Source organism: Streptomyces sp. NPDC048255 (assembly GCF_040652415.1).
Classification (GTDB): Bacteria; Actinomycetota; Actinomycetes; order Streptomycetales; family Streptomycetaceae; genus Streptomyces.
In genome coordinates, this window is record NZ_JBEZMA010000073.1 from 1 (window position 1) to 20,657 (window position 20,657).

The following is a 20,657-nucleotide window of genomic DNA, read 5'->3' on the forward strand; positions in this document are numbered from 1 at the left end:
ACCGCGTGCCCGCGCCGGCTGGGGCGGCACACCCAGCTGCTCGCCGGGGGGGGGGGGGCCTGGACCCGGCGCAGCCGGCGAGGCTGGATTCGCCCCCGGTCGGGCCTCAACGCCGGCGGGGCCGGCTTTGCCCCGGTGGGGATGGGGCGGCCCCGCCAGGGGATGGTCCGGCCCCGCCAGGGGATTGCGCGGCTACTTGACCAGGTGGCCCCGGAGGTCGTCGAGGACCTTGTCGGCGGCGGTGACGCCGAGGCCCAGGTACCAGGTCTCGTCCGGGACGTCCTTCGCACGGCCCTGCTTCACGGCCTCAAGTCCCTTCCACAGCGGGTTGGCCTCGGCGGCGTCGCGCTTGGTCTTGTCCTTGGGCCCGTAGACCCCGGTGAAGATCCAGTCGGCGGCGGCCTCGTCCATCCGCTCCGGGCTGATCTCGACGGCGAGCTCCTCGGCCTGCTGGTTCTGCGGGCGCGGGATGCCGGAGTCCTTCAGGATCGTGCCGATGAAGGAGGCCCCGGCGTAGAGGCGGGTCTTGCCCGGCATGTGGCGCAGCATCGTGACGGTCGGCTTCTTCTCGCCGAGGTCCTCGCCGAGCTTGACCGCCTTGGCCTGGTAGGCCTCCAGCTTGGTCTTCGCCTCGGCGGTCTTGTCGAGGGCGGCGGCGTTGAGGAGGTAGTTCTCCTTCCACGTGAAGCCCGGGCGGATGGAGAACACGGTCGGGGCGATCTTGGAGAGCGCGTCGTACTTGTCCGCGGCGCGCAGCTGGCTGCCGAGGATCAGGTCGGGCTTGAGGGCGTTGATCGCTTCGAGGTTGAGGTTGTTGATGGTGCCGACCGACTTCGGCTCGCCCGCGTCCTTCTTCAGGTAGTCGGGGATGGACTCGTCGCCCTCGGACGGCGCGTAGCCGACGGGCCGCACGCCCAGCGAGACGACGTTGTCGAGCTCGCCGACATCGAGCACCACGACCCGCTTGGGGGCGGCCTTGAGCTCGGTGGAACCCATGGCGTGGGTGAGGGTGCGCGGGAACTGGCCGGCCGGGGCCGTGGTCCCGAAGGCGGCCGTCTTCGCCGCGGCGTCCCCGAACTCCTTGCCGCCCTGGGCGACGGCCTGCTTGCCGCCACCCCCGGCCTTGTCGTCCTTGGCGGCCTCGCCGTCCTTGCCGCCGCAGGCGGTGAGGGCGAGTGCGGCGGCGGCCGCGAGGGCGACGGCGGCTGTTCCGCGGCGTCGGAAGGACATGGGACGACTCCTGGTGTGGGGCGACAGGGGATGCACGAGGGACTGGTTAGGCATACCTAACCGATTCCCCACCCTAAACGCCCCGATATCGCACAGCACAATCGCCACCGTCACCACACGCGAATCGCCCACCGGCCACCCTTATGTGTGAAGCCGCCCTGGTCGTGTTGTTCGGCAGGAAGTGCGAAAACTAGCTTCCTGACCCGGAGGTGACGCGCAGATGACTGTCTGTGCCATCGAAACGACGACGGCCACGCCCGCGGCCCCGGCCACGGCGCCGTTCACGATCGCCGCGGACGGGTCGTACGCCGCCCGGCTCGCGGGGGACGGCGAGGCGCTGTACGCCGAGCGCTGGACCCTGGCCGGGCCCGAGGCGTACGCGGTCCCGCTGCCGCTCGCGCAGCCCGAGGAGGCCGACAGCGAGGTGCTGCCGCTGGCCGACGGGCGGGTGCTGATCCACCGGCGGGTGGCGGAGCGGCACGCCTTCGCGCTGCTGTACCCGACGGGCGCCGCTGCCGGGCCGCGCACCGGGGAGCTCCAGCTGGGCGGGGTGGAGGCGGAGGAGGGCGTACGGGTCCGCCTGCTGCCGCCGTCGCCGGACGGGTCCTGCGCCTTCGCCCTGGCCGTGTCGGACACGGGCAGCACGGTCTGGCAGGTGGCCGGGGGCGGCGCTCCCGGGCCGCGGCGCGCGGCCGACATCCCGGGGCGGTGCTCCGGCGGGGTGTGGCTGGACCGGGCGGGCCGGATGCTGGCCCTGGACCGCGAGGTGGACGGGGTCACCAAGGCCGTCGCCGTGGACCTGGGCGGAGGCATCGGCAGTGGCGGGAGCGAGGTGTCCCTGCTGCTCCAGATCGCGGAGGGCAGTGACGACCGGCTGCTGCTCGCCGACCCCGACAGCGGGCTGCTGCTGATCCGCTCGGACGCCCCCGGGCAGCCGCGGCTCGGCTGGGGGGTGCTGGGCAGCTCCCTGCCGGTGCGCTTCCCGGAGTGCCTGCGCGGGGAGGGCCTGGCGCAGGCCGTGCCCTTCGCCGTGCAGCCGGGCCAGGCCCTGATGCCGGAGACCTGCGGGGTCGCCCTGCGGACGGGCCGGCCGGGGGAGGACGCCGGCCTCGCGCTGTGGCGCCCCGCCGACCGGCACGTCTTCCGGCTCGGCCCCCCGGTGGGCTGGCTGGGCGGTACCGGCCTGTGGAGCCGGGAGGGCCGGCTCCACCTGCCGTACGCGACCCCGGAGGTGCCCTGCGGGATCCTCGGGATGACCCTGCCGGCCGCCCCTCCCCCGCCGGTCCGCCTGGACCCCCCGCCGGAGCCGGCCCTGCGCCCGGTCCCCCTCCAGCAGGCCCCCCTCGGCTGACCCGTGGGGGGACGGGCACGACCGCGCTAGTCGTGCTTGAGACCCAGGACCTCCGTCGCGGCGAACGTCTCGTTCGCCGGGCGGGAGTCGTAGTGCGGGGTCAGGAGCTCGTCGAGCTCCTCGAAGGAGAAGGCCTCCTTGGTCGTGTCGAACTTCGCGGCCACCTTGGGGCGTTCCATCACGACCACGATCCCGCCGTGCACGACGAACAGCTGCCCGTTGGCCTTGGCCGCGGCGGGCGAGGCCAGGTAGCCGACGAGCGGTGAGACGTGCTCGGGGGCGAGGGCGTCCAGCTTGCCCTCCTCCGGGACCTGGAAGCCCGCGAAGACGTCCTCCGTCATCCGGGTGCGGGCGCGCGGGCAGATGGCGTTGGCCGTCACCCCGTACTTGGCCAGCGCCAGGGCGGTGGAGGTGGTCAGACCGACGATGCCGCCCTTGGCCGCCGCGTAGTTCGGCTGGCCGGCCGAGCCGCCGAGGAAGGCCTCGGAGGAGGTGTTGACGATCCGGCCGTAGACCGGGCCGCCCGCCGCCTTCGACCGCTCGCGCCAGTGCACGGACGCGAAGTGGGTGGTGTTGAAGTGGCCCTTGAGGTGGACCCGGATCACCGAGTCCCACTCCTCCTCCGACATCGAGAAGACCATCCGGTCCCGCAGGATGCCCGCGTTGTTGACCAGGATGTCGAGCTTGCCGAAGCTGCTCACCGCCAGGTCCACCAGTTGGCGCGCCTGCTCGAAGTCGGCCACGTCCCCCAGGTGCGCGACCGCCTGCCCGCCCGCCGCACGGATCTCCGCGGCGACCTCCTCCGCCGGGGCCGCCGAGGCCTCGCCGGAGCCGTCGCGGCCGGGCTGGCCGAAGTCGTTGACGACCACGCTCGCGCCGAGCCGGGCGAGTTCGACCGCCTCGGCCCGGCCGAGGCCGCGGCCCGCACCCGTGACGATGGCGGACAGTCCCTCAAGTGGGAGTGACATCTACCGGATTCCTCTCAGAACGGATCAGATCTCGATGCAGGTGCGCAGGGCCGTGCCCGTACGCATCTGGTCGAGGGCGTCGTTGATCTCGGCGAGCTGCACCCGGTGCGTGATCAGGCTCTCCAGGTCCACCCGGCCGGCCCGCCACAGCGCGATCGTGCGCTCGTAGGAGCGGAGCACGTCGCCGCCGCCGTACATCGACGGCAGGATCTTCTTCTCGTCGAAGAACAGCGAGAACATGTCGATCTGGAAGTTGTCGTCCAGCGCTCCCGCGCCGACGATCACCACGCTGCCGCCGCGCCGGGTCATCTTGTACGCGGTCTGCGCGGTGGCGGACTTGCCGACGACCTCGAAGACGTAGTCGAAGCCCTCGCCGCCGGTGATCCGGCTCTTGGCGTCGTCGAAGGCGTCCGGGGCGACCGCCTCGCTCGCCCCGAACCGCAGGGCGGCCTGGCGCCGCGATTCCACCGGGTCGACGGCGACGATCTGCGCCGCGCCCTGCACCTTGGCGCCCTGGATCACGGATATGCCGACGCCGCCGCAGCCGATGACGGCGACCGAGGACCCGGCCGCCACCTCGGCGGTGTTGATGGCCGCGCCGAGGCCGGTGGTGACCCCGCAGCCGATGAGCGCGGCGATGTCGAAGGGCACGTCGTCGGGGATCGGGACGGCGCACTTGGCGTCGACGACGAGTTCCTCGGCGAAGGTGCCGGTCGCGGCGAAGCCGAAGATGTCCCCGCCCGCCCGGCGGAAGTTGGGGATGCCCGCATTGACCAGGCTCTCCAGACACAGGTGGCCCTGGCCGCGCTTGCAGGAGGGGCAGTGGCCGCACGGCGGCAGCCAGCAGACGAGGACCCGGTCGCCGATCTTGTGGCTGGTGACCCCGTCACCGACGTCGGCGATCACCCCGGAGCCCTCGTGGCCCGGGATGAAGGGGGCGGGCTGCGGCAGGATGCCGCTCATCGCGGACAGGTCCGAGTGGCACAGGCCGGTGGCCTTGATCCGGATCTTCACCTTGCCGGGACCGAGGCCCACGGCCTCCATGTCGTCGACGACCTCGAGCTTGTCCTGGCCGATCTCGCTCTGCAGTGCTGCGCGCACGGTGCGGCTCCTTAAGGTCTGGATCTCGTACTACGCGTGTTCGACGACGGTGTCGGCGAGGACCGGCGCGTCGTCCCGTTCGGCGGCGCTCACCGACACCAGGACGCGGCCGGGCTCCTGCCACATCCGGATGCGCAGCGTCTCGCCCGGGAAGACGATCCCGGCGAAGCGCGTGCGGTAGGCGCGGACCCGCGAGACGTCCCCGCCCAGCACCGTGTCGACGACGGCCTTCAGGGTCATCCCGTACGAGCACAGGCCGTGCAGGATCGGCTGGTCGAAGCCGGCCAGCTTGGCGAACTCGGGGTCGGCGTGCAGGGGGTTCCAGTCGCCGGAGAGGCGGTAGAGGAGCGCCTGGTCCTCCCGGATGTGCCGCTCCTCGGTACGGTCGGGCTCGCGCGCGGGCTGCCCGGAGGTGACGGAGGGGCCGCGTTCGCCGCCGAACCCGCCCTCGCCTCGTACGAAGAGCTGCGCGTCGCTGGTCCACAGCGGCCCGTCGGCGTCCGCGACCTCGGAACGCAGCACGATCACCGCGGCCTTGCCCTTGTCGTAGACGGCGGCGACCTTGGAGGTGGAGGTGGCCTCGCCCTTGACCGGGATGGGCCGGTGCAGCTCGATGGAGTGCCCGCCGTGCAGGACGGCGGCGAGGTTGACGTCGATGCCGGGGGCGGCGAGGCCGCCGAGCATGGCCATGCCGGCGCCGGCGACCGTCGCGAAGCTGGGCAGCACGTGGAGCTTGGACTCCAGGGTGTAGCGCAGCTCGTCGGGGTCGGTGGCGGGGCGGCCTGCGCCGAGGCCGAGGTGGTAGAGCTGGATGTCCTTGTGGTCCCAGCCGATGGCTCCCACGCGGGGGTCGGCGGCGAGGGCCTTGGCGGCATCGATGGGCATGGGGATGCTGCTCCCTGTCTTTGAAGAACGGGGGCCTTGGAAGACCTCGGTGCGGCCGTCCGCACCGTCGGCCGCACCGAGGTCGTATGCGGGACCGGTTCTAGAACGCGTTCTAGGGTGCCGGTGAAGGAATGTATAACGCACGCCCCAGCAGGAGGGAAGAGTCTTGACCTGCCGTCAGATTCCATTCCGCCAAGGCGTGTTGCGCGGGGTTGCGGGGGCTGGGCCATACCCTTCCCGGGTGGAAGAGATGCCCGTTGACCACCGCCAGAACCGTTCGCTGCGCGTGCTGCTGGACCCGCCGAACCCGGCGCTCGCGCTCCGGCTCGGCCTCCAGCCGGACATCGAGGTCGTCCGCGACACGCTGGCCCGCCCGGCGGTGGCGCTGGTGGAGGAGCCGGGCTCCGTCGCGGCGCTCCTGGCAGACGATCCGGAGTGCCGCGTCCTCGTCCTGACCGGCTCGGCCCGTCCGGGCCTGCTGGACGCGGCCCTTGCCGCGGGGGCGGCGGGCGTGATCCTGCGCGATGACCCGATCGAGGACCTGGCGTCAGCGATCCACCGGGCCTCGCGGGGCGAAACGGTGATCGACCCCTCCTTCCGGCCGGGCCCCTAGCGAAGCCGCTCTCCCCGAAGCCCGGCTCCGCCGGGACCTGGGGCTCCGCCGGACCGCACGCGCGGGGCGTCGGCCACGGAGCCCGGCTCCGCCGGGACCTGGGGCTCCGCCCCAGACCCCGCGCCTCAAACGCCGGCGGGGCTGGATTCGGCTGAGGCGCGGGCTGCGGGGCGGAGCCCCGAGCCAGCGCCAGGCCCGTTACCGCCGCAGCAGCGTGACCACCGCCGCGCCACCCAGGCCGATGTTGTGGGCGAGGCCCACCCGCGCTCCAGGGACCTGCCGCGGCCCCGCCTGAGACCGCAGCTGCCAGACCAGTTCCGCCGCCTGCGCCAGCCCCGTCGCCCCCAGCGGGTGCCCCTTGGAGATCAGCCCCCCGGAGGGGTTGACCACCCACCGCCCGCCATACGTCGTCGCCCCGCTCTCCACCAGCTTCCCCGCGGCCCCGTCCCCGCACATGCCGAGCGCCTCGTACGTCAGCAGCTCGTTGATCGAGAAGCAGTCGTGCAGTTCGACCACGTCCACGTCCTCGATGCCGAGCCCGGACGCCTCGTACACCTGCCGCGCGGCCGCCGCCGTCATCGGCTTGCCGACCACGTCGATGCAGGAGCCCCCGAAGCTGTCCGCGGTGTCCGTGGTCATCGCCTGCGCGACGATCTCCACCGCCTTGTCGTGCAGCCCGTGCCGGACGACGAACCGTTCCGAGACGACCAGCGCGGCCGCCGCCCCGTCGGAGGTCGGCGAGCACTGGAGTTTGGTCAGCGGATCGTGGATCGGCTTGGCGGCCAGGATCTCCTCCACCGTGTACACGTCCTGGAACTGCGCGTTCGGGTTGTTCGCGGAGTGCCGGTGGTTCTTGGCGCCCACCGCGGCGAGCTGCGCGGCCGTGGTCCCGTACCGCTCCATGTGCTCGCGGGCCGCGTTCCCGAAGATCTGCGCGGTCGGCGGTGACATCTCGAAGCCGTGCGCGGCGGCCATGATCCCGTAGTGCCGGGCCACGGGCGACGTCTTGAAGGAATCATCAGCGGCTCCGCCGCGGGCCCCCCCGTCCGCCCCGCCCCCCAGCGCGCCGCGCTTCATCTTCTCGAAGCCCAGCGCGAGCACGCAGTCGTTCAGCCCGCCCTCCACGAACTGCCGGGCCATCATCAGGGCCGTCGAGCCCGTCGCGCAGTTGTTGTTGACGTTGTAGACCGGGACCCCGGTCAGCCCCAGTTCGTACGCGGCCCGCTGCCCGGCGGTGGACGCCTGGAAGCAGTAGCCCACCGGCACCTGCTCGACGAGCCCGTAGTCCACGCCCGCGTCGGCGAGCGCCGCGGACCCGGCCTCCTTGACCATGTCCCAGTACTGCCAGTCCCTCGACTCCGGCTTCTCGAACTTCGTCATGCCGACGCCCACGATGTACGACTTCATGTCCCTGCTGTCCCTTCAGTCCCGGGGAAGGCCGAGGATCCGCTCGGCGACGACATTGAGCTGGACCTGCGTGGTGCCCCCGGCGATGGTCAGGCAGCGGGACATGAGCATCCCGTGCACCGCCCGCTCCCCCGCCCCCTCGCGCACCGCGCCCGCCGGTCCCAGCAGTTCCAGGGCCAGCTCGGCGGTCCGCTGCTGGTGCGGGGTCTGGACGAGCTTGCGTACGGAGGCACCCGCGCCCGGTTCCAGCCCCGACACCTGCTGGAGGGTGGTCCGCAGTCCGATGCAGGCCAGGGCGTGCGCCTCGGCGGCGAGCGCCCCGATCCGCGCCCGGTGTGCCCCGTCGAGGCCGGCGGAGCGGGCGATCAGGGCCTCCAGGCCGGTGTCGAAGGTCATCTGGTCGGCCATGTGGACGCGTTCGTTGCCGAGGGTGTTGCGGGCGACCTTCCAGCCGCCGTCCGCCGCGCCGACCAGCGCGTCCGCCGGGAGCTCCGCGTCGTCGAAGAAGACCTCGTTGAAGAGGGCCTCGCCGGTGATCTCCTTGAGCGGCCGGACGTCGATGCCGGGGGTGTTGCGCATGTCGACGACGAAGTAGCCGAGCCCCTGGTGCTTGGGGGCGTCGGGATCGGTGCGGGCCAGCAGGATGCCGAAGTCGGCGCTGTGCGCAGAACTCGTCCACACCTTCTGTCCGTTGATCCGCCAGCCGCCCCCCTCGGTGCGCTCGGCCCTGGTCCGCAGCGAGGCGAGGTCCGAGCCCGCACCGGGTTCGGAGAAGAGCTGGCACCAGGTGAGCTCCCCGCGCAGGGTGGGCAGTACGTACGCCTCGCGCTGCGCGTCCGTCCCGTAGGCGAGCAGGGAGGGCACGACCCAGGTCGCGATGCCGAGGTCGGCGACCTTGACCCCGGCCTCCTGGAGCTCCTGCTGCACGACGAGCTGTTCGACGGGTCCGGCGCCGAGTCCGTACGGGGGCGGCAGATACGGGGCCGCGTATCCGGTGGGGGCCAGGATCCGCCGGGCGGCCGCCGGGTCGAGGCCGCGCGCGTCCTCGATGGCGGTCCGGGCGCTCGCCCGGTACGCCTCCGCCCGCTCCGGGAGTTCCAGGCGCAGCTCGCGCCGCGCACCGCCCGCGGCGCACCGCACGGCCCGTAGCCGGTGCCCGTCCCCGTGCCCGAGGAGCTGGCGGGCGACCAGGGCCCGGCGCAGGTAGATGTGGGCGTCGTGCTCCCAGGTGAAGCCGATGCCGCCGAGGATCTGGATGCAGTCCTTGGCGCAGGACCAGGCCGCGTCCAGGGCGGTTCCGGCGGCCAGGGCGGCGACGAGCGTGCGCACCTCGGCGGGCCCGTCGGGCTCGTCCATGGCGTTCGCGGCGTCCCAGGCCAGCGCCCTGGCCTGTTCGAGGCGGACCAGCATGTCGGCACACAGGTGCTTGACGCCCTGGAACTGCCCGATGGGCCGGCCGAACTGCTCGCGCACCTTGGCGTACCCGGCGGCCGTGTGCAGGGCCCAGGCGGCGGTGCCGCAGGCGTCGGCGGCGAAGAGGGTGCAGGCCAGGTCCCGTACGAGGGCCGCGTCCAGCTCCAGCACCCGGTCCGGCCCGGCGGTGACCCCGCGCGCGTGGACCTCGGCGGTGGGGCGGGTCGGGTCGGCGCTCTCGTGCGTACGGATTGCCAGCGCGGCGGCGTCCACGGCGAACCAGCGCGTGCCGTGCGGCGCCTCGGCGGCGAGCAGCACGAGGTCGGCCTCCCCGGCTCCGAGCACGGGGGGCGCGGTGCCGTCGAGGAGGTAGCCGCCGCCCTCGACGGCGACGGCGGTCAGCGTGCCGGGGCCCAGCGCGACGGCGCCGACCCGGCCGTCGAGCGGGGCGGCCCCGGCCCGGTCCAGCAGGACGGAGGCCAGTGCGCTCGGCAGGTACGGCCCGGGCAGCGCGGCCCGGGCGGCCTCCTCCACGACGACGGCGAGGTCGAGCAGGGTGCCGCCCTCCAGGTGGGGCTCCAGTAGGCCCTGCGCGGCCATCGCGTCCCAGTAGGCGGGCCGCTGCCCCACCCCGGGCGGGGTGTCGAGCAGCTTGCGCACCTCCTCGGGCGGCGCGGCCCGCGCCACCCAGCCGCGCACCGCCTCGGCCAACTCCCGTTGCTCCGCTGTGATTCCGATGCCCATGCGCGGCAGACTAGAACACGTTCTCATCTGACGGAAGGTCAGATGAGAACGTGTTCTCCCCCGGAGCCGCCCGGCCGGCTCAAGACGCTGCGAGGACCTCCGCCAGCTCGTCGGCGGACTCGGAGGTCAGACGGTAGAACCCCTGGAGGCTGACGGAACGTTCGAGACGGCCGTCCACCACGTGCTTCAGCTGGCGCGTCCGCCCTCGGCCGTTGCGCCAGGTGAGGCGCTCCAGCAGATCGCCGGGGATCGGCGTGTCGAAGCGCACGGGCGTCGCGTCCACGTGGACCGCCGTGGCACCGCAGCCCTCGGCGCCGAGCATCGACCAGTCGCCGTGCCCGGGGAACGCGGGGTCCTGCCAGGTCGCGGGGCTCGCGCCGCAGCAGGCCCGCCGCTCCACGTCGGCTATCCGCATCCGGCTCACCACGTACACGACGCGCTGGTTGACGTGCAGCGCGTACACCTCGTCCCCGGCACGGGCACCGGACCAGGCGGGGAGGGAGCTGTGCACGCCGCTGAAGGCGACGGGCGGCCTCTCGCCCACGCGGCCCGCCTTGCGCAGGGCACGGCACGTGTCATGGGTCCAGAGGACGGTGAAGGCGTCAGACATGCCGTGATCCTATGAACCCGGACTGACAGCCTCCGCCGACCCCAGGGCCTTCAGGCGGACAGGGACCCGACGAAGACGGCGAAGGCGGCGGCGCCGACGGTGAAGGCCGGGCCATCGGGGTTCTTGGAGTCCCGCACGGCGACCCGACAGGGCTGGGCGGCGACTTCGACGCATTCGCCGCCGGTGTCACCGCTGTACGAGGACTTCTGCCAGGCGGCGCCGCCGAGGGGGGCACACTCGACGCAGTCGCCCCCGGTGTCACCGCTGTACGAGGATTTCCGCCAGGCGGCGCCGAGGGGGGCGCACTCGACGCACTGGCCGCCGGTGTCACCGCTGTAGGACGACTTACGCCACCGTGCGCCCGTCATGTTCTGGATGGTCTCCATAGCGTTCCTCCAATACGCGGGCGATCCGCTCCGCCGATGCCTCCAGGGAGAGGGCGGCGGCCTGCAAATGATCGTATCGGAGCGAACCCTCCCTGAAAGCCTGTGGATTGGCCGTCATATGGCCCTGGATGAAGTCCTCGGTATAGACGAGATCCGGGTCGTCGTCGAAGCGCAGGAGGGTGAACGAGCCCATCTGCCCCGTATGGGCGCCCGCCTCGTACGGCAGGATCTGTACCTGCACCCACTCCCTGCTCTCCAGGGCCAGGATATGGGCGAGTTGGTTCCGCATGACCTCCCGGCCGCCGACCTCTTGATGCAGTACGGCCTCGCTCAGCACGACCCACATCAGTGGCGGGTTCTCACGGTCGAGTATGCGGTGGCGCTCCATCCGGGCGGCCACGTTGGCGTCGAGATTTTCCTCGCTCGACACCCCCAGCACTGCCCGGGCGTACGCCTCGGTCTGCAACAGCCCGTGCACCAACTGCGCCTGGAACGTCGAGAGGTACGCCGCCCGCGCCTCCATCTCCGCGTAGGGCTGGAACCACGTCGGCAGCTGGTTCCGCAGCACCAGGCCGATGAGCCGCGAGAACAGCCCGTCCGTGCCCAGTGCCGCGTCGACCCGTTCCGAGAAGTCCCGGGTCGGGACCCGCCTCGTGCACTCGATCTGGCCGATCAGGGAACCCGTACAGAACACGGCACTGCCGAGCTCCGCCTGGTTGAGGCCCGCGTCCTCCCTCAGGCGGCGCAGTTCGTAGCCGTAGTAGTCCAGCGGCGAGGCGCTGGGATCTAGGTCGCGCATGCTGACCATGGGACGGTCACCCCCAAGCTGACACCGTGCGGCGTGCGTTTCGATCATCGCCGAGCGTAGTCACGCGCTCGCACTCAGGTATCCGTAGTGCGGAACTGACCGCATCTGGTGTTCCGGTGACCCGACATGGATCCTTACCGAGCAGTAGGGCAGCATGGGCCGACCACCCGCAGCCCAGGAGGAACACATGGCCGCCACCCCCAAGCCGGAGACCCTCGCCGCATTCGAGGCCGCCAAGGGGTTCATGCCCGTACGGGAGGGACTCGCCCTGTACGAGGCCGCCACCGCGGCCGGGGCGCTGGGACTGCCGCTGCTGGAGGTCGGGACGTACTGCGGGCGCTCCACGATCCTGCTGGCCGCCGCCGCGCGCGAGGCCGGGGTCGCGGCGATCACCGTAGACCACCACCGGGGCAGCGAGGAGCAGCAGCCGGGCTGGGAGTACCACGACCCGAGCGTGGTGGACCCGGAGGTCGGGCTGATGGACACGCTGCCGACCTTCCGCCGGACCCTGCACAAGGCCGGGCTGGAGGACCACGTGATCGCGATGGTCGGCCGTTCCCCGCAGGTCGCCGCCGCCTGGGGCGGTCCGCTCGGCTTCGTCTTCATCGACGGCGGGCACACCGACGAGCACGCGAGCGGCGACTACGAGGGCTGGGCCCCGCACCTCGCCGAGGGCGGGACCCTGGTGATCCACGACGTGTTCCCGGATCCGGCCGACGGCGGCCAGGCCCCGTACCGGATCTACCTGCGCGCCCTGGCTTCGGGGGCCTTCGAGGAGGTCTCGGTGACGGACTCCCTGCGCGTGCTGCGGCGTACCGGCCCGGGCATCTGAGGACGCGGCGCGCACTCGCCCTCGGATGGAGCAGCATCCGGCTGCCGGGCAGTTCGTCGGATTAGCATCGCGGCGTGCGCAATGACGACAGTCCCTCGCCCCCGCCCCCGCCCCCCGAGTCCTCCAGGTCGGTCAGCCCGGACCGGCACTGGTTCACCCGCCGCTCCACCCTCGTCGTGGCGGCCGCCGCGCTGGCACCGGCCTGCCTGGCCGGCTGGGTCCTGACCCAGGTGCTGGCCGGGGCCGGGCCCGAGGGGGAGTTGCCCCAGCTCAAGCCGCTACCCGCCTCCCACTCGGCCCACGGTGACGCGAAGCCCAGCGCGGGCGCGGGCGCGACCCCGGGCGCGGAGGCCGGTACGACGCCCTCCCCGGTTCCTTCCGCACCCTCCCCCCTTCCGGCCCCCGCCAAGGGCCCGCTCGACGGCCGGACGGTCGTCGTCGACCCCGGCCACAACACGGGCAACTTCCAGCACGGCACCGAGATCAACCAGAAGGTGGACATCGGCACGGGCCGCAAGGAGTGCGACACCACCGGCACGACCACCAACTCGGGGTACATGGAAGCCGAGTTCACCTTCGACGTGTCCCAACGGCTGAAGACCGTACTGGAGGCGCAGGGCGCCAAGGTGGTCCTCACCCACCACGCCGACCGCCCCTTCGGCCCGTGCATCGACGAGCGCGCCCGGATCGGCAACGAGGCCAAGGCCGATGCCGTGGTCTCCGTTCACGCCGACGGCGTCTCCGCGGGCAGCCGCGGCTTCCACGTCATCCTCCCGGCGAAGGTCAAGGGCGGCGGCGCGGACACCGCGAAGATCGTGGAGCCCTCCCGGCGGCTCGGCGAGCGGATCGCCGGGAACTTCGCCCGGACCACCGGATCGGCCCCCGCCAACTACCTCGGCGGCGGTACCGGTTTGGTCGTGCGCGACGATCTCGGCGGACTGAACCTGTCCACCCAGCCCAAGGTCTTCGTCGAATGCGGCAACATGCGTGACGCCAAGGACGCGGCGCTGCTGACGAGTCCGGAGTGGCGGCAGAAGGCCGCCCAGGGCATCGCCGACGGCATCGTCGGGTTCCTGGGCGGGTAGTCCACCGGCAGCCCCGCCGGGGCTGCTCGCCGCCCCGATCCTCTCGGCAGTGCGAGACGTCCGTACCATGGTGCCGCCCGCCCCGCTCCAGGCAAGAGCTGCGACCGCGGCACCACGAGACGACCGAGACCGAGAAGGACACCTAAGACGTGAACATCCGCTCCCTCACTCGAGGCGACGGCGTGGTGATTGGAGCAGCGGCGCTGCTGTTCATCGCCTCGTTCCTCGATTTCTACTCCACCACCGGAGGCGACCTCCCCAGCGCCTGGGACACCGACGCGTACCGACTGGCACTCCCCAGCGTCTTCCTCATCGGTTTCATCGCGGCCGGCCTGCTGGTCGCCGCGCGCTTCCAGCCGGAGACCCGCAAGGTCCTGGGCCTGCCGCTGGCGGCCTGGGGCACGGTGCTCGCCGTCTCGGCCGCCTGGTCGGCGCTGTGGACGCTGATCACCTGCCCGAGCACCCTCGACCTGGGCGCCGGCGCGATCATCTCCTTCATCGCCACCCTGGCGCTGGCCGGCGTCGCCCTCTTCGGTGCGAAGGTCCCGGCGCTCGCCGGGGCCCTGGTGCCGGCGTCGGCACCCGCCGCCGTCCCGCCGTACGGGGGCCAGCCGCTCCCCGGCGCCGGGTACGGCTACCCGGGCGGGCAGCAGCCCTACGGGACCACCCCGCAGCCGGTCCCGCCGTACGGCGGCACCCCGGCTCCGGCCCCGGGCCCGCAGGACTCCGCCCAGCACGCCCCGGCGCCGGAGCCGGCCCCGGCGGCCGACTTCACCCCGTTCTGGTTCGCCGTCCCGGTGGCCCGCCCCCTCTTCGCCGAGGACGGCTCCCCCACCCCGATCGCCGAACTCGCGCCGGGCACCTGGTACCTGGCCGTGGAGCAGCGCGGCGCGGCCACGCTGATCGCCCAGACCCAGGACGGCCGCCGCGGCGTCCTGAACGACACCTCGGGCATCCAGCGCGGCTGACTCCCAGCCTCGCCGGCGTTTGAGGCGCGGGGTCCGGGGCAGCGCCCCGGCAACGGCGCCGCACACGCGAGGACCACGGCAACGGCCCCCCACCCTTCCGGGCGGGGGGCCGTTGCCATACAGTCTCCTGACGCCTCGTCAGAAACCACCTCGCCTGAGGGGACCCGCATGCGCCTCGGACTCGCACTCGGCTACTGGGGCCGCGGCCCCGACCCGGCCCACCTCGACCTCGCCGTGGAGGCCGAGAACCTCGGCTACGACTCGGTGTGGACCGCCGAGGCCTGGGGCTCGGACGCCTTCACCCCGCTGACCTGGATCGCCGCGCACACCTCGCGGATCCGCCTCGGCACCGCCATCGCGCAGATGGCCGCCCGCAGCCCCACCGCCACCGCCATGCACGCCCTCACCCTGGACCACCTCTCCGGCGGCCGGATGATGCTGGGCCTGGGCCTCTCCGGGCCGCAGGTGGTCGAGGGCTGGTACGGCCGGCCCTTCCCCGCGAGCCCGCTCACCGCGACCCGCGAGTACGTCGACGTCATCCGCCAAGTGCTGCGCCGCGAGGCCCCGGTCGCGCTCGACGGCCGCTTCCACAGCCACCCGTACCGCGGCGAGGACGGCACCGGCCTCGGCAAGGCCCTGCGGCCCATCACCCACCCGCTGCGCGCGGACCTGCCCCTGCTGCTGGGCGCGGAGGGCCCGAAGAACATCGCCCAGACGACCCGGATCGCGGACGGCTGGCTCCCCCTGTACTGGTCGCCGACCCGCACCGACGTCTACCAGGCCTCGCTGACCGGCGTACCCGAGGGCTTCGTGATCGCGCCGATGGCCCGTGCCAAGGTGTGCGACGACGTCGCGGAAGGCCTCCTGCCGGTCAAGGCGATGCTCGGCTTCTACATCGGCGGAATGGGCCACGCGGCCCGCAACTTCCACGCCGACCTGATGGCGCGCATGGGCTACGAGGAGGAGGCCCGCCGCATCCAGGAACTCTTCCTCGCCGGCCGCAAGGAGGAAGCGGTCCTGGCCGTCCCCGACGCCTTCGCCGACGAGATCTCCCTGATCGGCCCCCGGGAGCGGATCGCGGAACGCCTGGAGCTGTGGCGCAAGGGCCCGGTCACCGACCTGCTCCTCACCGCACCGGACCCGCACACCCTGCGCGTGCTGGCGGAACTCAACAGCTAGTGCTGTGGCCGGAAGGGTTTGCCGGGTCGCGTCGTCCGGTGCGGTGCATCGCAAGGCGGAGGGCCGCGGCTCGTACTGGACGTACCGGCGCGGTCCGACAACGCGGCGAGGTGCCGTGCCGGGCGGCGCGACCCGGTGAACCTTTCCGGTCACAGCACTAGGCGGTGTCTTCGGTACCGCCGGCTTGCGGGACGGCCGCCAGCAGCTCCCTCAGGTCCAGCGGCATGACGGCGATCTCCATGGCCGCGCCGGCCCCGTAGACACAGGTGACGATCCGCGAGCCGGGGTTGATGACGAGACCCTCCTTCACGGTGGGCATCCGCACCCCGGTGGCGCGTCCGCCTGCCAGCGCCACGGCCTCCCCGCGCCCCGGGACCCAGCGGGCCGCGCCCGCGTCGGCGTACACCCGCCCCGCCCGCCACCGCCCCTCACCGGCCGGGCTGCGGACCATGCAGGGGATCCCGGGCACGGGCCCGGCGGCCTTCCGCGCGAGGTGCTTGCGCCGCAGGAGCCACCCGGCTCCCCCGGCGGCGAGGACGGCCACCACGATCTCGATCACCCGCCCATTGAAACAGCCCGCGCGCTCCGGGGCAGACCGGAGCGACGTTCAGACGGATGGCCGGAAGGCGGTGCCCTAGCCGCCCAGCTGGGAGACGCTGGGGACCTTGTCGGTGACCGTTGCGCCCGCGTTCTTGCCGGCTTCCTTGACGCCGTTGATGACCTTGTCGAAGGAGTCGATGTCGGCGTCGCCGGCCTGGCCCTTGCGGAGTTTGCTGCCGAGGCCCTTGAGGGACTCGATGCCCGCCGTCAGCGGGCCCATCGCCTTCGACAGCAGCGGGTCGCCCTTGGCGTTGTCGGCGGCCGCCTTCAGCCGGTTGTACGCGAAGGCACCCGCGAGACCGGCCTTGATGAGGGCGAACGTACGGCCCTTGGCACCCTTCTTGAACTTGCCCTCGCGGTACGGCTTGACGATCCACTGGTAGGTCGCCCCGGCCGCGAGTCCGGCGTTGGCGACGAACCGCGTCTTGGCGAACTTCTGCTTCTCGGCGGGGGTGGTCGGCGAGGGCGTCACCGCGGCCAGCTCGTCGGCCTCCGCGGCGGCGGGCTCGGCGGCCGCGAGGGCCGCCAGCTCCCCCATCGAGGCGGCGGAGAGCTCCTCCGCTCGGCTCGTGGTGCCACCGCCGTCGCTGCCGCATGCGGTGGCGCCGGCCAGCAGCGCGGTGGACAGGACCACCGCCGTCAGGGCGCGGCGGAATCGGACGGTCGTGGGAAGGGGCACGGTTTCCTCCGGGGACTGAGGCGTCCCCCGCAGCCTCGCCCCGGCCCCGCGGCCGCACCACTGGGCGGACCCGTTCGGGTTTGCCGCGCGCCCGGGCGGCAAGACGCGCCACATGCCCACACACACCCGAGCAAGCGCACGCGGAAGCAGTCAGGCCGGGCGGGCCGTCGCACTGGTGGCGGACGTGCTGGCCTTCGTGATCGTCCTGTGGATCCTGCTGTACCTGCTGGACGCCAACCGGGGCAACGAGCTCGTGGAGTTCGTCCACGACACCGCGACCTGGCTGGCCGGCTGGTCGTACGACCTGTTCACCTTCAGCAGGGAGTGGGTCCAGGTCGTGTTCGGCTACGGCGTGGCCGCCGTGGTCTACGTCCTCGTCGGCCACGCCGTGGCCGGCTGGCTCTACCGCCGCTGACTCAGCCGCAGCAGTCCGGCTCCAGCCCCGCCGGGAGCGAGGTCCCGCCGAACACCTCGGTGGTGGCCTCGTCCCCGCCCAGCGCCGCGACGGCGAGCAGCAGGGACCCGGCGGTCCAGGTCGTCTGCTCCACCGGCCAGACCGCCTTGTCCTGGAACACGTACCCCGTCCAGTACATGCCGTTCTCGGCGCGCAGGTGGGTGATCGAGCGCAGGATCTCCAGCGCCCGGTCGGACTCGCCCGTCGCCCACAGGGCGAGCGCGAGCTCGCAGGACTCGCCGCCGGTCACCCACGGGTTCGGCAGCACGCAGCGCACCCCGAGGCCCGGTACGACGAACTCCTCCCAGCGGGCGTCGAGCCGCGCGCTGGCCTCGGCGCCGGTGAGGGCGCCGCCGAGGACCGGGTAGTACCAGTCCATCGAGTAGTGGTTCTTGTCGAGGAACCGCTCCGGGTGGCGGCGGATGGCGTGCCGCAGCGCGCCCGCGGCCAGTTCCCAGTCGGGCTGCGGCTCCTCGCGGTGCTCGGCGACGGCCAGCGCGCAGCGCAGCGCCTGGTGGATGGAGGAGGACCCGGTCAGCAGCGCGTCCGTGACGGGCGTGCCGTCGGACTCGCGCTTCCAGCCGATCTCGCCGCCGGGCTGCTGGAGCGCGAGGACGCACTCCACGGCCGCGTAGACGGTGGGCCACATCCGGTCGAGGAAGGCGTCGTCGCCGGTGGACAGGTAGTGGTGCCAGACGCCCACCGCTATGTACGCGGTGAAGTTGGTCTCGCGGCTGGCGTCCTGCGGCTCGGCGGTGTCCACGCCGTCCTCGCGGTCGGCGTAGGCCGCGTACCAGGAGCCGTCCTGGTTCTGGTGGCGGGCCAGCCAGGCGTACGCCCGCTCGGCCGCCTCGTGCTCACCGGCCACGTCCAGGGCCATCGCGGCCTCGGTGTGGTCCCACGGGTCCAGGTGGTGGCCGCGGAACCACGGGATGGCCCCGTCGGCCCGCTGCGCGGCGAGGATGCCCGCCACGGTCTGGGCGGCCTGCCCGGCGGTCAGTACGCCGTCCAGGACGAGGTGTTCGGTGCGCCCTGGGGAGGTCACTGCGCGGCGCCGGCGGGGAGGACGGGCAGGTGCGGCTTGGTCGCGTACGCCACGAAGCTCTTGCCGATGACCGGGTTGAGGGCCTGCTCCGCGAGCCGCGTGGCCAGGGGCTTCTTCATGATGTCCCAGACCAGGAGCTTGTGGTACGCCTTGACCGGCAGCGCCTTGTCGTTGTCGACGCCGAAGGCGCACTTGAGCCACCAGTACGGGGAGTGCAGGCCGTGCGCGTGGTGGGTGCCGTACGGCTTGAGGCCCGCGGCCTCCATCTTGCCGAGCAGCTCGTCCGCCTTGTAGATGCGGATGTGGCCGCCCTCGACCTCGTGGTAGGCGTCGGAGAGCGCCCAGCAGATCTTCTCGGGGCCGTAGCGCGGCACGGTGACGGCGATGCGCCCGCCGGGCTTGAGCACGCGCACCATCTCGGCGAGCACGCCCTTGTCGTCGGGGATGTGCTCCATCACCTCGGAGATGATGACGACGTCGAAGGACTCGTCGGGGAAGGGCAGGGCGAGCGCGTCGCCCTCCATGGCGGTGGCGGTGGCCCCGGCGGGGGCCTCACCGGCCTCCTTCATGGCGGCGAACCACTTGGCGACCTCGCGGATCTCCTCGCCGTTGCGGTCGACGGCGACCACCTGGGCGCCTCTCCGGTAGCACTCGAAGGCGTGCCGGCCTGCGCCGCAGCCCAGATCGAGCACGCGGTCGCCTGCGGCAAGCGGGAACCGGGAGAAATCGACGGTCAGCACGGGGTCCTGCCTTCGCGGTCGCGGGGGTTGCGGGGATTGCGGGGGCTGCTCATGAGAGTCAGGGAACGAGAGGTGCGGAAGGTCACCGTGTACGGGGGGTACGGGCGGCCCGCTCGATGGCGGCGCGGTAGTGCGCGACGGTGCCCTCGGCGGCCTTGGCCCAGGTGAAGCGGGCCAGGACCCGTTCGCGGCCGGCGGCGCCGAGGCGGGCCCGCAGCTGCGGGTCCGCCAGCATCCGGCCCAGCGCGGCGGCCAGCGCCCCCGCGTCGCCCGGGGGCACGGCGAGGCAGGTCTCGCCGTCGGGGCCGGCGACCTCGGGGATCGCACCGCCGGTGGTGGCGACGAGCGGGGTACCGGTGGCCATGGCTTCGGCAGCGGGGAGCGAGAAGCCCTCGTAGAGGGAGGGGACGCAGGCGACCTGGGCGCTGCGGACGAGGTCGACGAGTTCGGCGTCGGAGATGCCCTTGACGAACCGCACCGCGTCCTTGAGCCCGTACGTGTCGATCGCGCGGGCGACCGGCCCCTTCTCGGCTCGCTTGCCGACCACGACGAGGTGGGCGTCGGGCTGCTCGGTGCGCAGCTTGGCGAGCGCCTCGACGAGGTGCACGAGCCCCTTGAGGGGGACGTCGGCGCTGGAGGTGGTGACGATGCGCCCGGGGACCTCGGCGACGGCCGCGTCGGGCGACCACAGGTCGGTGTCGGCGCCGATGTGGACGACGTGGATGCGCTCGTCCCGGACGCCGAGGTGGTCGGCGATCTCCTGCTTGGAGGAGCCCGAGACGGTGAGCACGGAGGGCAGCTTGCGGGCCACGCGGCCCTGCATGCGCGTGAAGCCGTACCAGCGGCGCACGGAGAGCCGCTTCTTGCGGTCCTTGGCGGCGTCGAGGTCCAGCTGCCGGTCCACGGTGATGGGGTGGTGGATCGTGGTGACCAGCGGCGCGCCGAGGCCGGCCAGCAGCCCGTAGCCGAGGGTCTGGTTGTCGTGGATGACGTCGAACTCCCCCGCGCGCGCGGCCAGGTGGCGGCGGGCGCGCAGCGAGAAGGTCAGCGGCTCGGGGAATCCGCCGGTCCACATGGTGGCGACCTCAAGGGCGTCGATCCAGTCCCGGTACTCGTCGCGCTTCGGGGTGCGGAAGGGGTCGGGGTGCCGGTAGAGGTCCAGGCTCGGGAGCTCGGTGAGCGAGGCGCCCGTGTCGAGCACCGGGTAGGGCTGTGCGCCGATGACCTCGACCGAGTGCCCGAGGCGTACGAGCTCGCGCGAGAGGTGGCGGACGTAGACGCCCTGGCCACCGCAGAACGGGTTCCCCTTATAGGTGAGGAGCGCGATGCGCAGCGGGCGGTCGCCGTCGGTGGCGGAACCCGCGAAAGGGCTCGTCACCATGGCCTCAGCGGTCACTCTCGGCCCCCTTCTCCCTGCACTTTCGCCGGAGCGTAACCGCTCGGATAATGTAGAACAAGTTTCAGACTTGATCCGTTGAAGACCATTGAATCTACCGGCCGGAAACCACACCGTAAGAGGCGGAGCAGGTGATTCGCGCCACGGCTCCGGCGCCTGCGAT

21 protein-coding genes are annotated in these 20,657 nt (G+C 72.7%); 7 read left to right on the forward strand and 14 right to left on the reverse strand.

Annotated features, from left to right (window positions below; all coding sequences use genetic code 11):
* Positions 1-192 precede the first annotated feature (192 nt).
* Positions 193-1,230, reverse strand: a complete 1,038-nt coding sequence (locus AB0D94_RS33495) for an iron-siderophore ABC transporter substrate-binding protein (protein WP_362060065.1) — start codon at positions 1,228-1,230, stop codon at positions 193-195.
* Between the two features lie 220 nt (positions 1,231-1,450).
* Here AB0D94_RS33495 and AB0D94_RS33500 point away from each other — a divergent pair, with 220 nt between their 5' ends.
* Positions 1,451-2,581 (forward strand): hypothetical protein, encoded by a 1,131-nt coding sequence (locus AB0D94_RS33500; protein WP_362060068.1) that lies wholly within the window; start codon positions 1,451-1,453, stop codon positions 2,579-2,581.
* A 26-nt stretch (positions 2,582-2,607) separates the two neighbouring features.
* On the opposite strand, the gene AB0D94_RS33505 is transcribed toward AB0D94_RS33500, so the two are convergent.
* The 3 genes from AB0D94_RS33505 to AB0D94_RS33515 are packed head-to-tail and all read right to left on the reverse strand — an operon-like array spanning position 2,608 to position 5,535.
* Positions 2,608-3,549: a 3-oxoacyl-ACP reductase gene (locus AB0D94_RS33505; RefSeq protein ID WP_362060071.1), complete on the reverse strand. Its 942-nt coding sequence runs from the start codon at positions 3,547-3,549 to the stop codon at positions 2,608-2,610.
* Between the two features lie 24 nt (positions 3,550-3,573).
* Positions 3,574-4,650 (reverse strand): Zn-dependent alcohol dehydrogenase, encoded by a 1,077-nt coding sequence (locus tag AB0D94_RS33510; protein WP_362060074.1) that lies wholly within the window; start codon positions 4,648-4,650, stop codon positions 3,574-3,576.
* Positions 4,651-4,680: 30 nt separating this feature from the next.
* Positions 4,681-5,535, reverse strand: a complete 855-nt coding sequence (locus tag AB0D94_RS33515; protein ID WP_362060077.1) for a MaoC/PaaZ C-terminal domain-containing protein — start codon at positions 5,533-5,535, stop codon at positions 4,681-4,683.
* Between the two features lie 250 nt (positions 5,536-5,785).
* Here AB0D94_RS33515 and AB0D94_RS33520 point away from each other — a divergent pair, with 250 nt between their 5' ends.
* A complete protein-coding gene (locus AB0D94_RS33520) occupies positions 5,786-6,148 on the forward strand; it encodes a DNA-binding response regulator (protein ID WP_362060144.1) in 363 nt (120 codons plus the stop codon).
* Positions 6,149-6,346: 198 nt separating this feature from the next.
* Here AB0D94_RS33520 and AB0D94_RS33525 read toward each other — a convergent pair whose 3' ends face one another.
* The 5 genes from AB0D94_RS33525 to AB0D94_RS33545 form a co-directional block, all read right to left on the reverse strand.
* On the reverse strand, positions 6,347-7,555 hold the full coding sequence (locus AB0D94_RS33525; RefSeq protein ID WP_362060080.1) for a lipid-transfer protein: 1,209 nt from the start codon (positions 7,553-7,555) through the stop codon (positions 6,347-6,349).
* 15 nt (positions 7,556-7,570) lie between these two features.
* Positions 7,571-9,712, reverse strand: a complete 2,142-nt coding sequence (locus AB0D94_RS33530) for an acyl-CoA dehydrogenase family protein (protein WP_362060083.1) — start codon at positions 9,710-9,712, stop codon at positions 7,571-7,573.
* A gap of 79 nt (positions 9,713-9,791) precedes the next feature.
* Positions 9,792-10,322, reverse strand: a complete 531-nt coding sequence (locus AB0D94_RS33535) for a hypothetical protein (protein ID WP_362060086.1) — start codon at positions 10,320-10,322, stop codon at positions 9,792-9,794.
* Between the two features lie 50 nt (positions 10,323-10,372).
* Complete coding sequence (locus tag AB0D94_RS33540; RefSeq protein WP_362060089.1) at positions 10,373-10,708, reverse strand: DUF397 domain-containing protein; 336 nt, start codon at positions 10,706-10,708, stop codon at positions 10,373-10,375.
* Positions 10,668-11,516, reverse strand: a complete 849-nt coding sequence (locus AB0D94_RS33545) for a helix-turn-helix transcriptional regulator (protein ID WP_362060092.1) — start codon at positions 11,514-11,516, stop codon at positions 10,668-10,670. Before AB0D94_RS33545 ends, AB0D94_RS33540 begins: the two co-directional genes overlap by 41 nt.
* Positions 11,517-11,703: 187 nt before the next feature.
* On the opposite strand from AB0D94_RS33545, the gene AB0D94_RS33550 reads away from it, so the two are divergent.
* The 4 genes from AB0D94_RS33550 to AB0D94_RS33565 all read left to right on the forward strand — a co-directional run bounded on the left by AB0D94_RS33550 (position 11,704) and on the right by AB0D94_RS33565 (position 15,580).
* Positions 11,704-12,348, forward strand: a complete 645-nt coding sequence (locus AB0D94_RS33550) for a class I SAM-dependent methyltransferase (RefSeq protein WP_362060095.1) — start codon at positions 11,704-11,706, stop codon at positions 12,346-12,348.
* A gap of 74 nt (positions 12,349-12,422) precedes the next feature.
* A complete protein-coding gene (locus tag AB0D94_RS33555; protein WP_362060098.1) occupies positions 12,423-13,433 on the forward strand; it encodes an N-acetylmuramoyl-L-alanine amidase in 1,011 nt (336 codons plus the stop codon).
* A 149-nt stretch (positions 13,434-13,582) separates the two neighbouring features.
* Positions 13,583-14,401, forward strand: coding sequence for a hypothetical protein (locus tag AB0D94_RS33560; RefSeq protein ID WP_362060101.1), 819 nt, complete (start codon positions 13,583-13,585; stop codon positions 14,399-14,401).
* Positions 14,402-14,569: 168 nt separating this feature from the next.
* Positions 14,570-15,580, forward strand: coding sequence for an LLM class F420-dependent oxidoreductase (locus AB0D94_RS33565; protein WP_362060104.1), 1,011 nt, complete (start codon positions 14,570-14,572; stop codon positions 15,578-15,580).
* A 157-nt stretch (positions 15,581-15,737) separates the two neighbouring features.
* Here AB0D94_RS33565 and AB0D94_RS33570 read toward each other — a convergent pair whose 3' ends face one another.
* Entirely contained in the window at positions 15,738-16,139 is a 402-nt protein-coding gene (locus AB0D94_RS33570) for a hypothetical protein (protein WP_362060107.1), read from the reverse strand.
* Between the two features lie 75 nt (positions 16,140-16,214).
* Positions 16,215-16,793, reverse strand: a complete 579-nt coding sequence (locus AB0D94_RS33575; protein WP_362060147.1) for a hypothetical protein — start codon at positions 16,791-16,793, stop codon at positions 16,215-16,217.
* 178 nt (positions 16,794-16,971) lie between these two features.
* Between AB0D94_RS33575 and AB0D94_RS33580 the strand changes: the two genes are divergently transcribed.
* Positions 16,972-17,274 carry a hypothetical protein gene (locus tag AB0D94_RS33580; RefSeq protein WP_362060110.1) on the forward strand — a complete coding sequence of 101 codons (303 nt, stop codon included), beginning with the start codon at positions 16,972-16,974 and terminating at the stop codon, positions 17,272-17,274.
* A gap of 1 nt (position 17,275) precedes the next feature.
* On the opposite strand, the gene AB0D94_RS33585 is transcribed toward AB0D94_RS33580, so the two are convergent.
* The 3 genes from AB0D94_RS33585 to AB0D94_RS33595 all read right to left on the reverse strand — a co-directional run bounded on the left by AB0D94_RS33585 (position 17,276) and on the right by AB0D94_RS33595 (position 20,494).
* Complete coding sequence (locus AB0D94_RS33585; RefSeq protein ID WP_362060113.1) at positions 17,276-18,358, reverse strand: prenyltransferase; 1,083 nt, start codon at positions 18,356-18,358, stop codon at positions 17,276-17,278.
* Positions 18,355-19,098, reverse strand: a complete 744-nt coding sequence (locus AB0D94_RS33590; RefSeq protein ID WP_362060116.1) for a class I SAM-dependent methyltransferase — start codon at positions 19,096-19,098, stop codon at positions 18,355-18,357. The genes AB0D94_RS33585 and AB0D94_RS33590 overlap by 4 nt, the downstream gene beginning before the upstream one ends.
* Positions 19,099-19,180: 82 nt before the next feature.
* Positions 19,181-20,494 (reverse strand): glycosyltransferase family 4 protein, encoded by a 1,314-nt coding sequence (locus AB0D94_RS33595; protein WP_362060119.1) that lies wholly within the window; start codon positions 20,492-20,494, stop codon positions 19,181-19,183.
* Between the last annotated feature and the right edge of the window lie 163 nt (positions 20,495-20,657).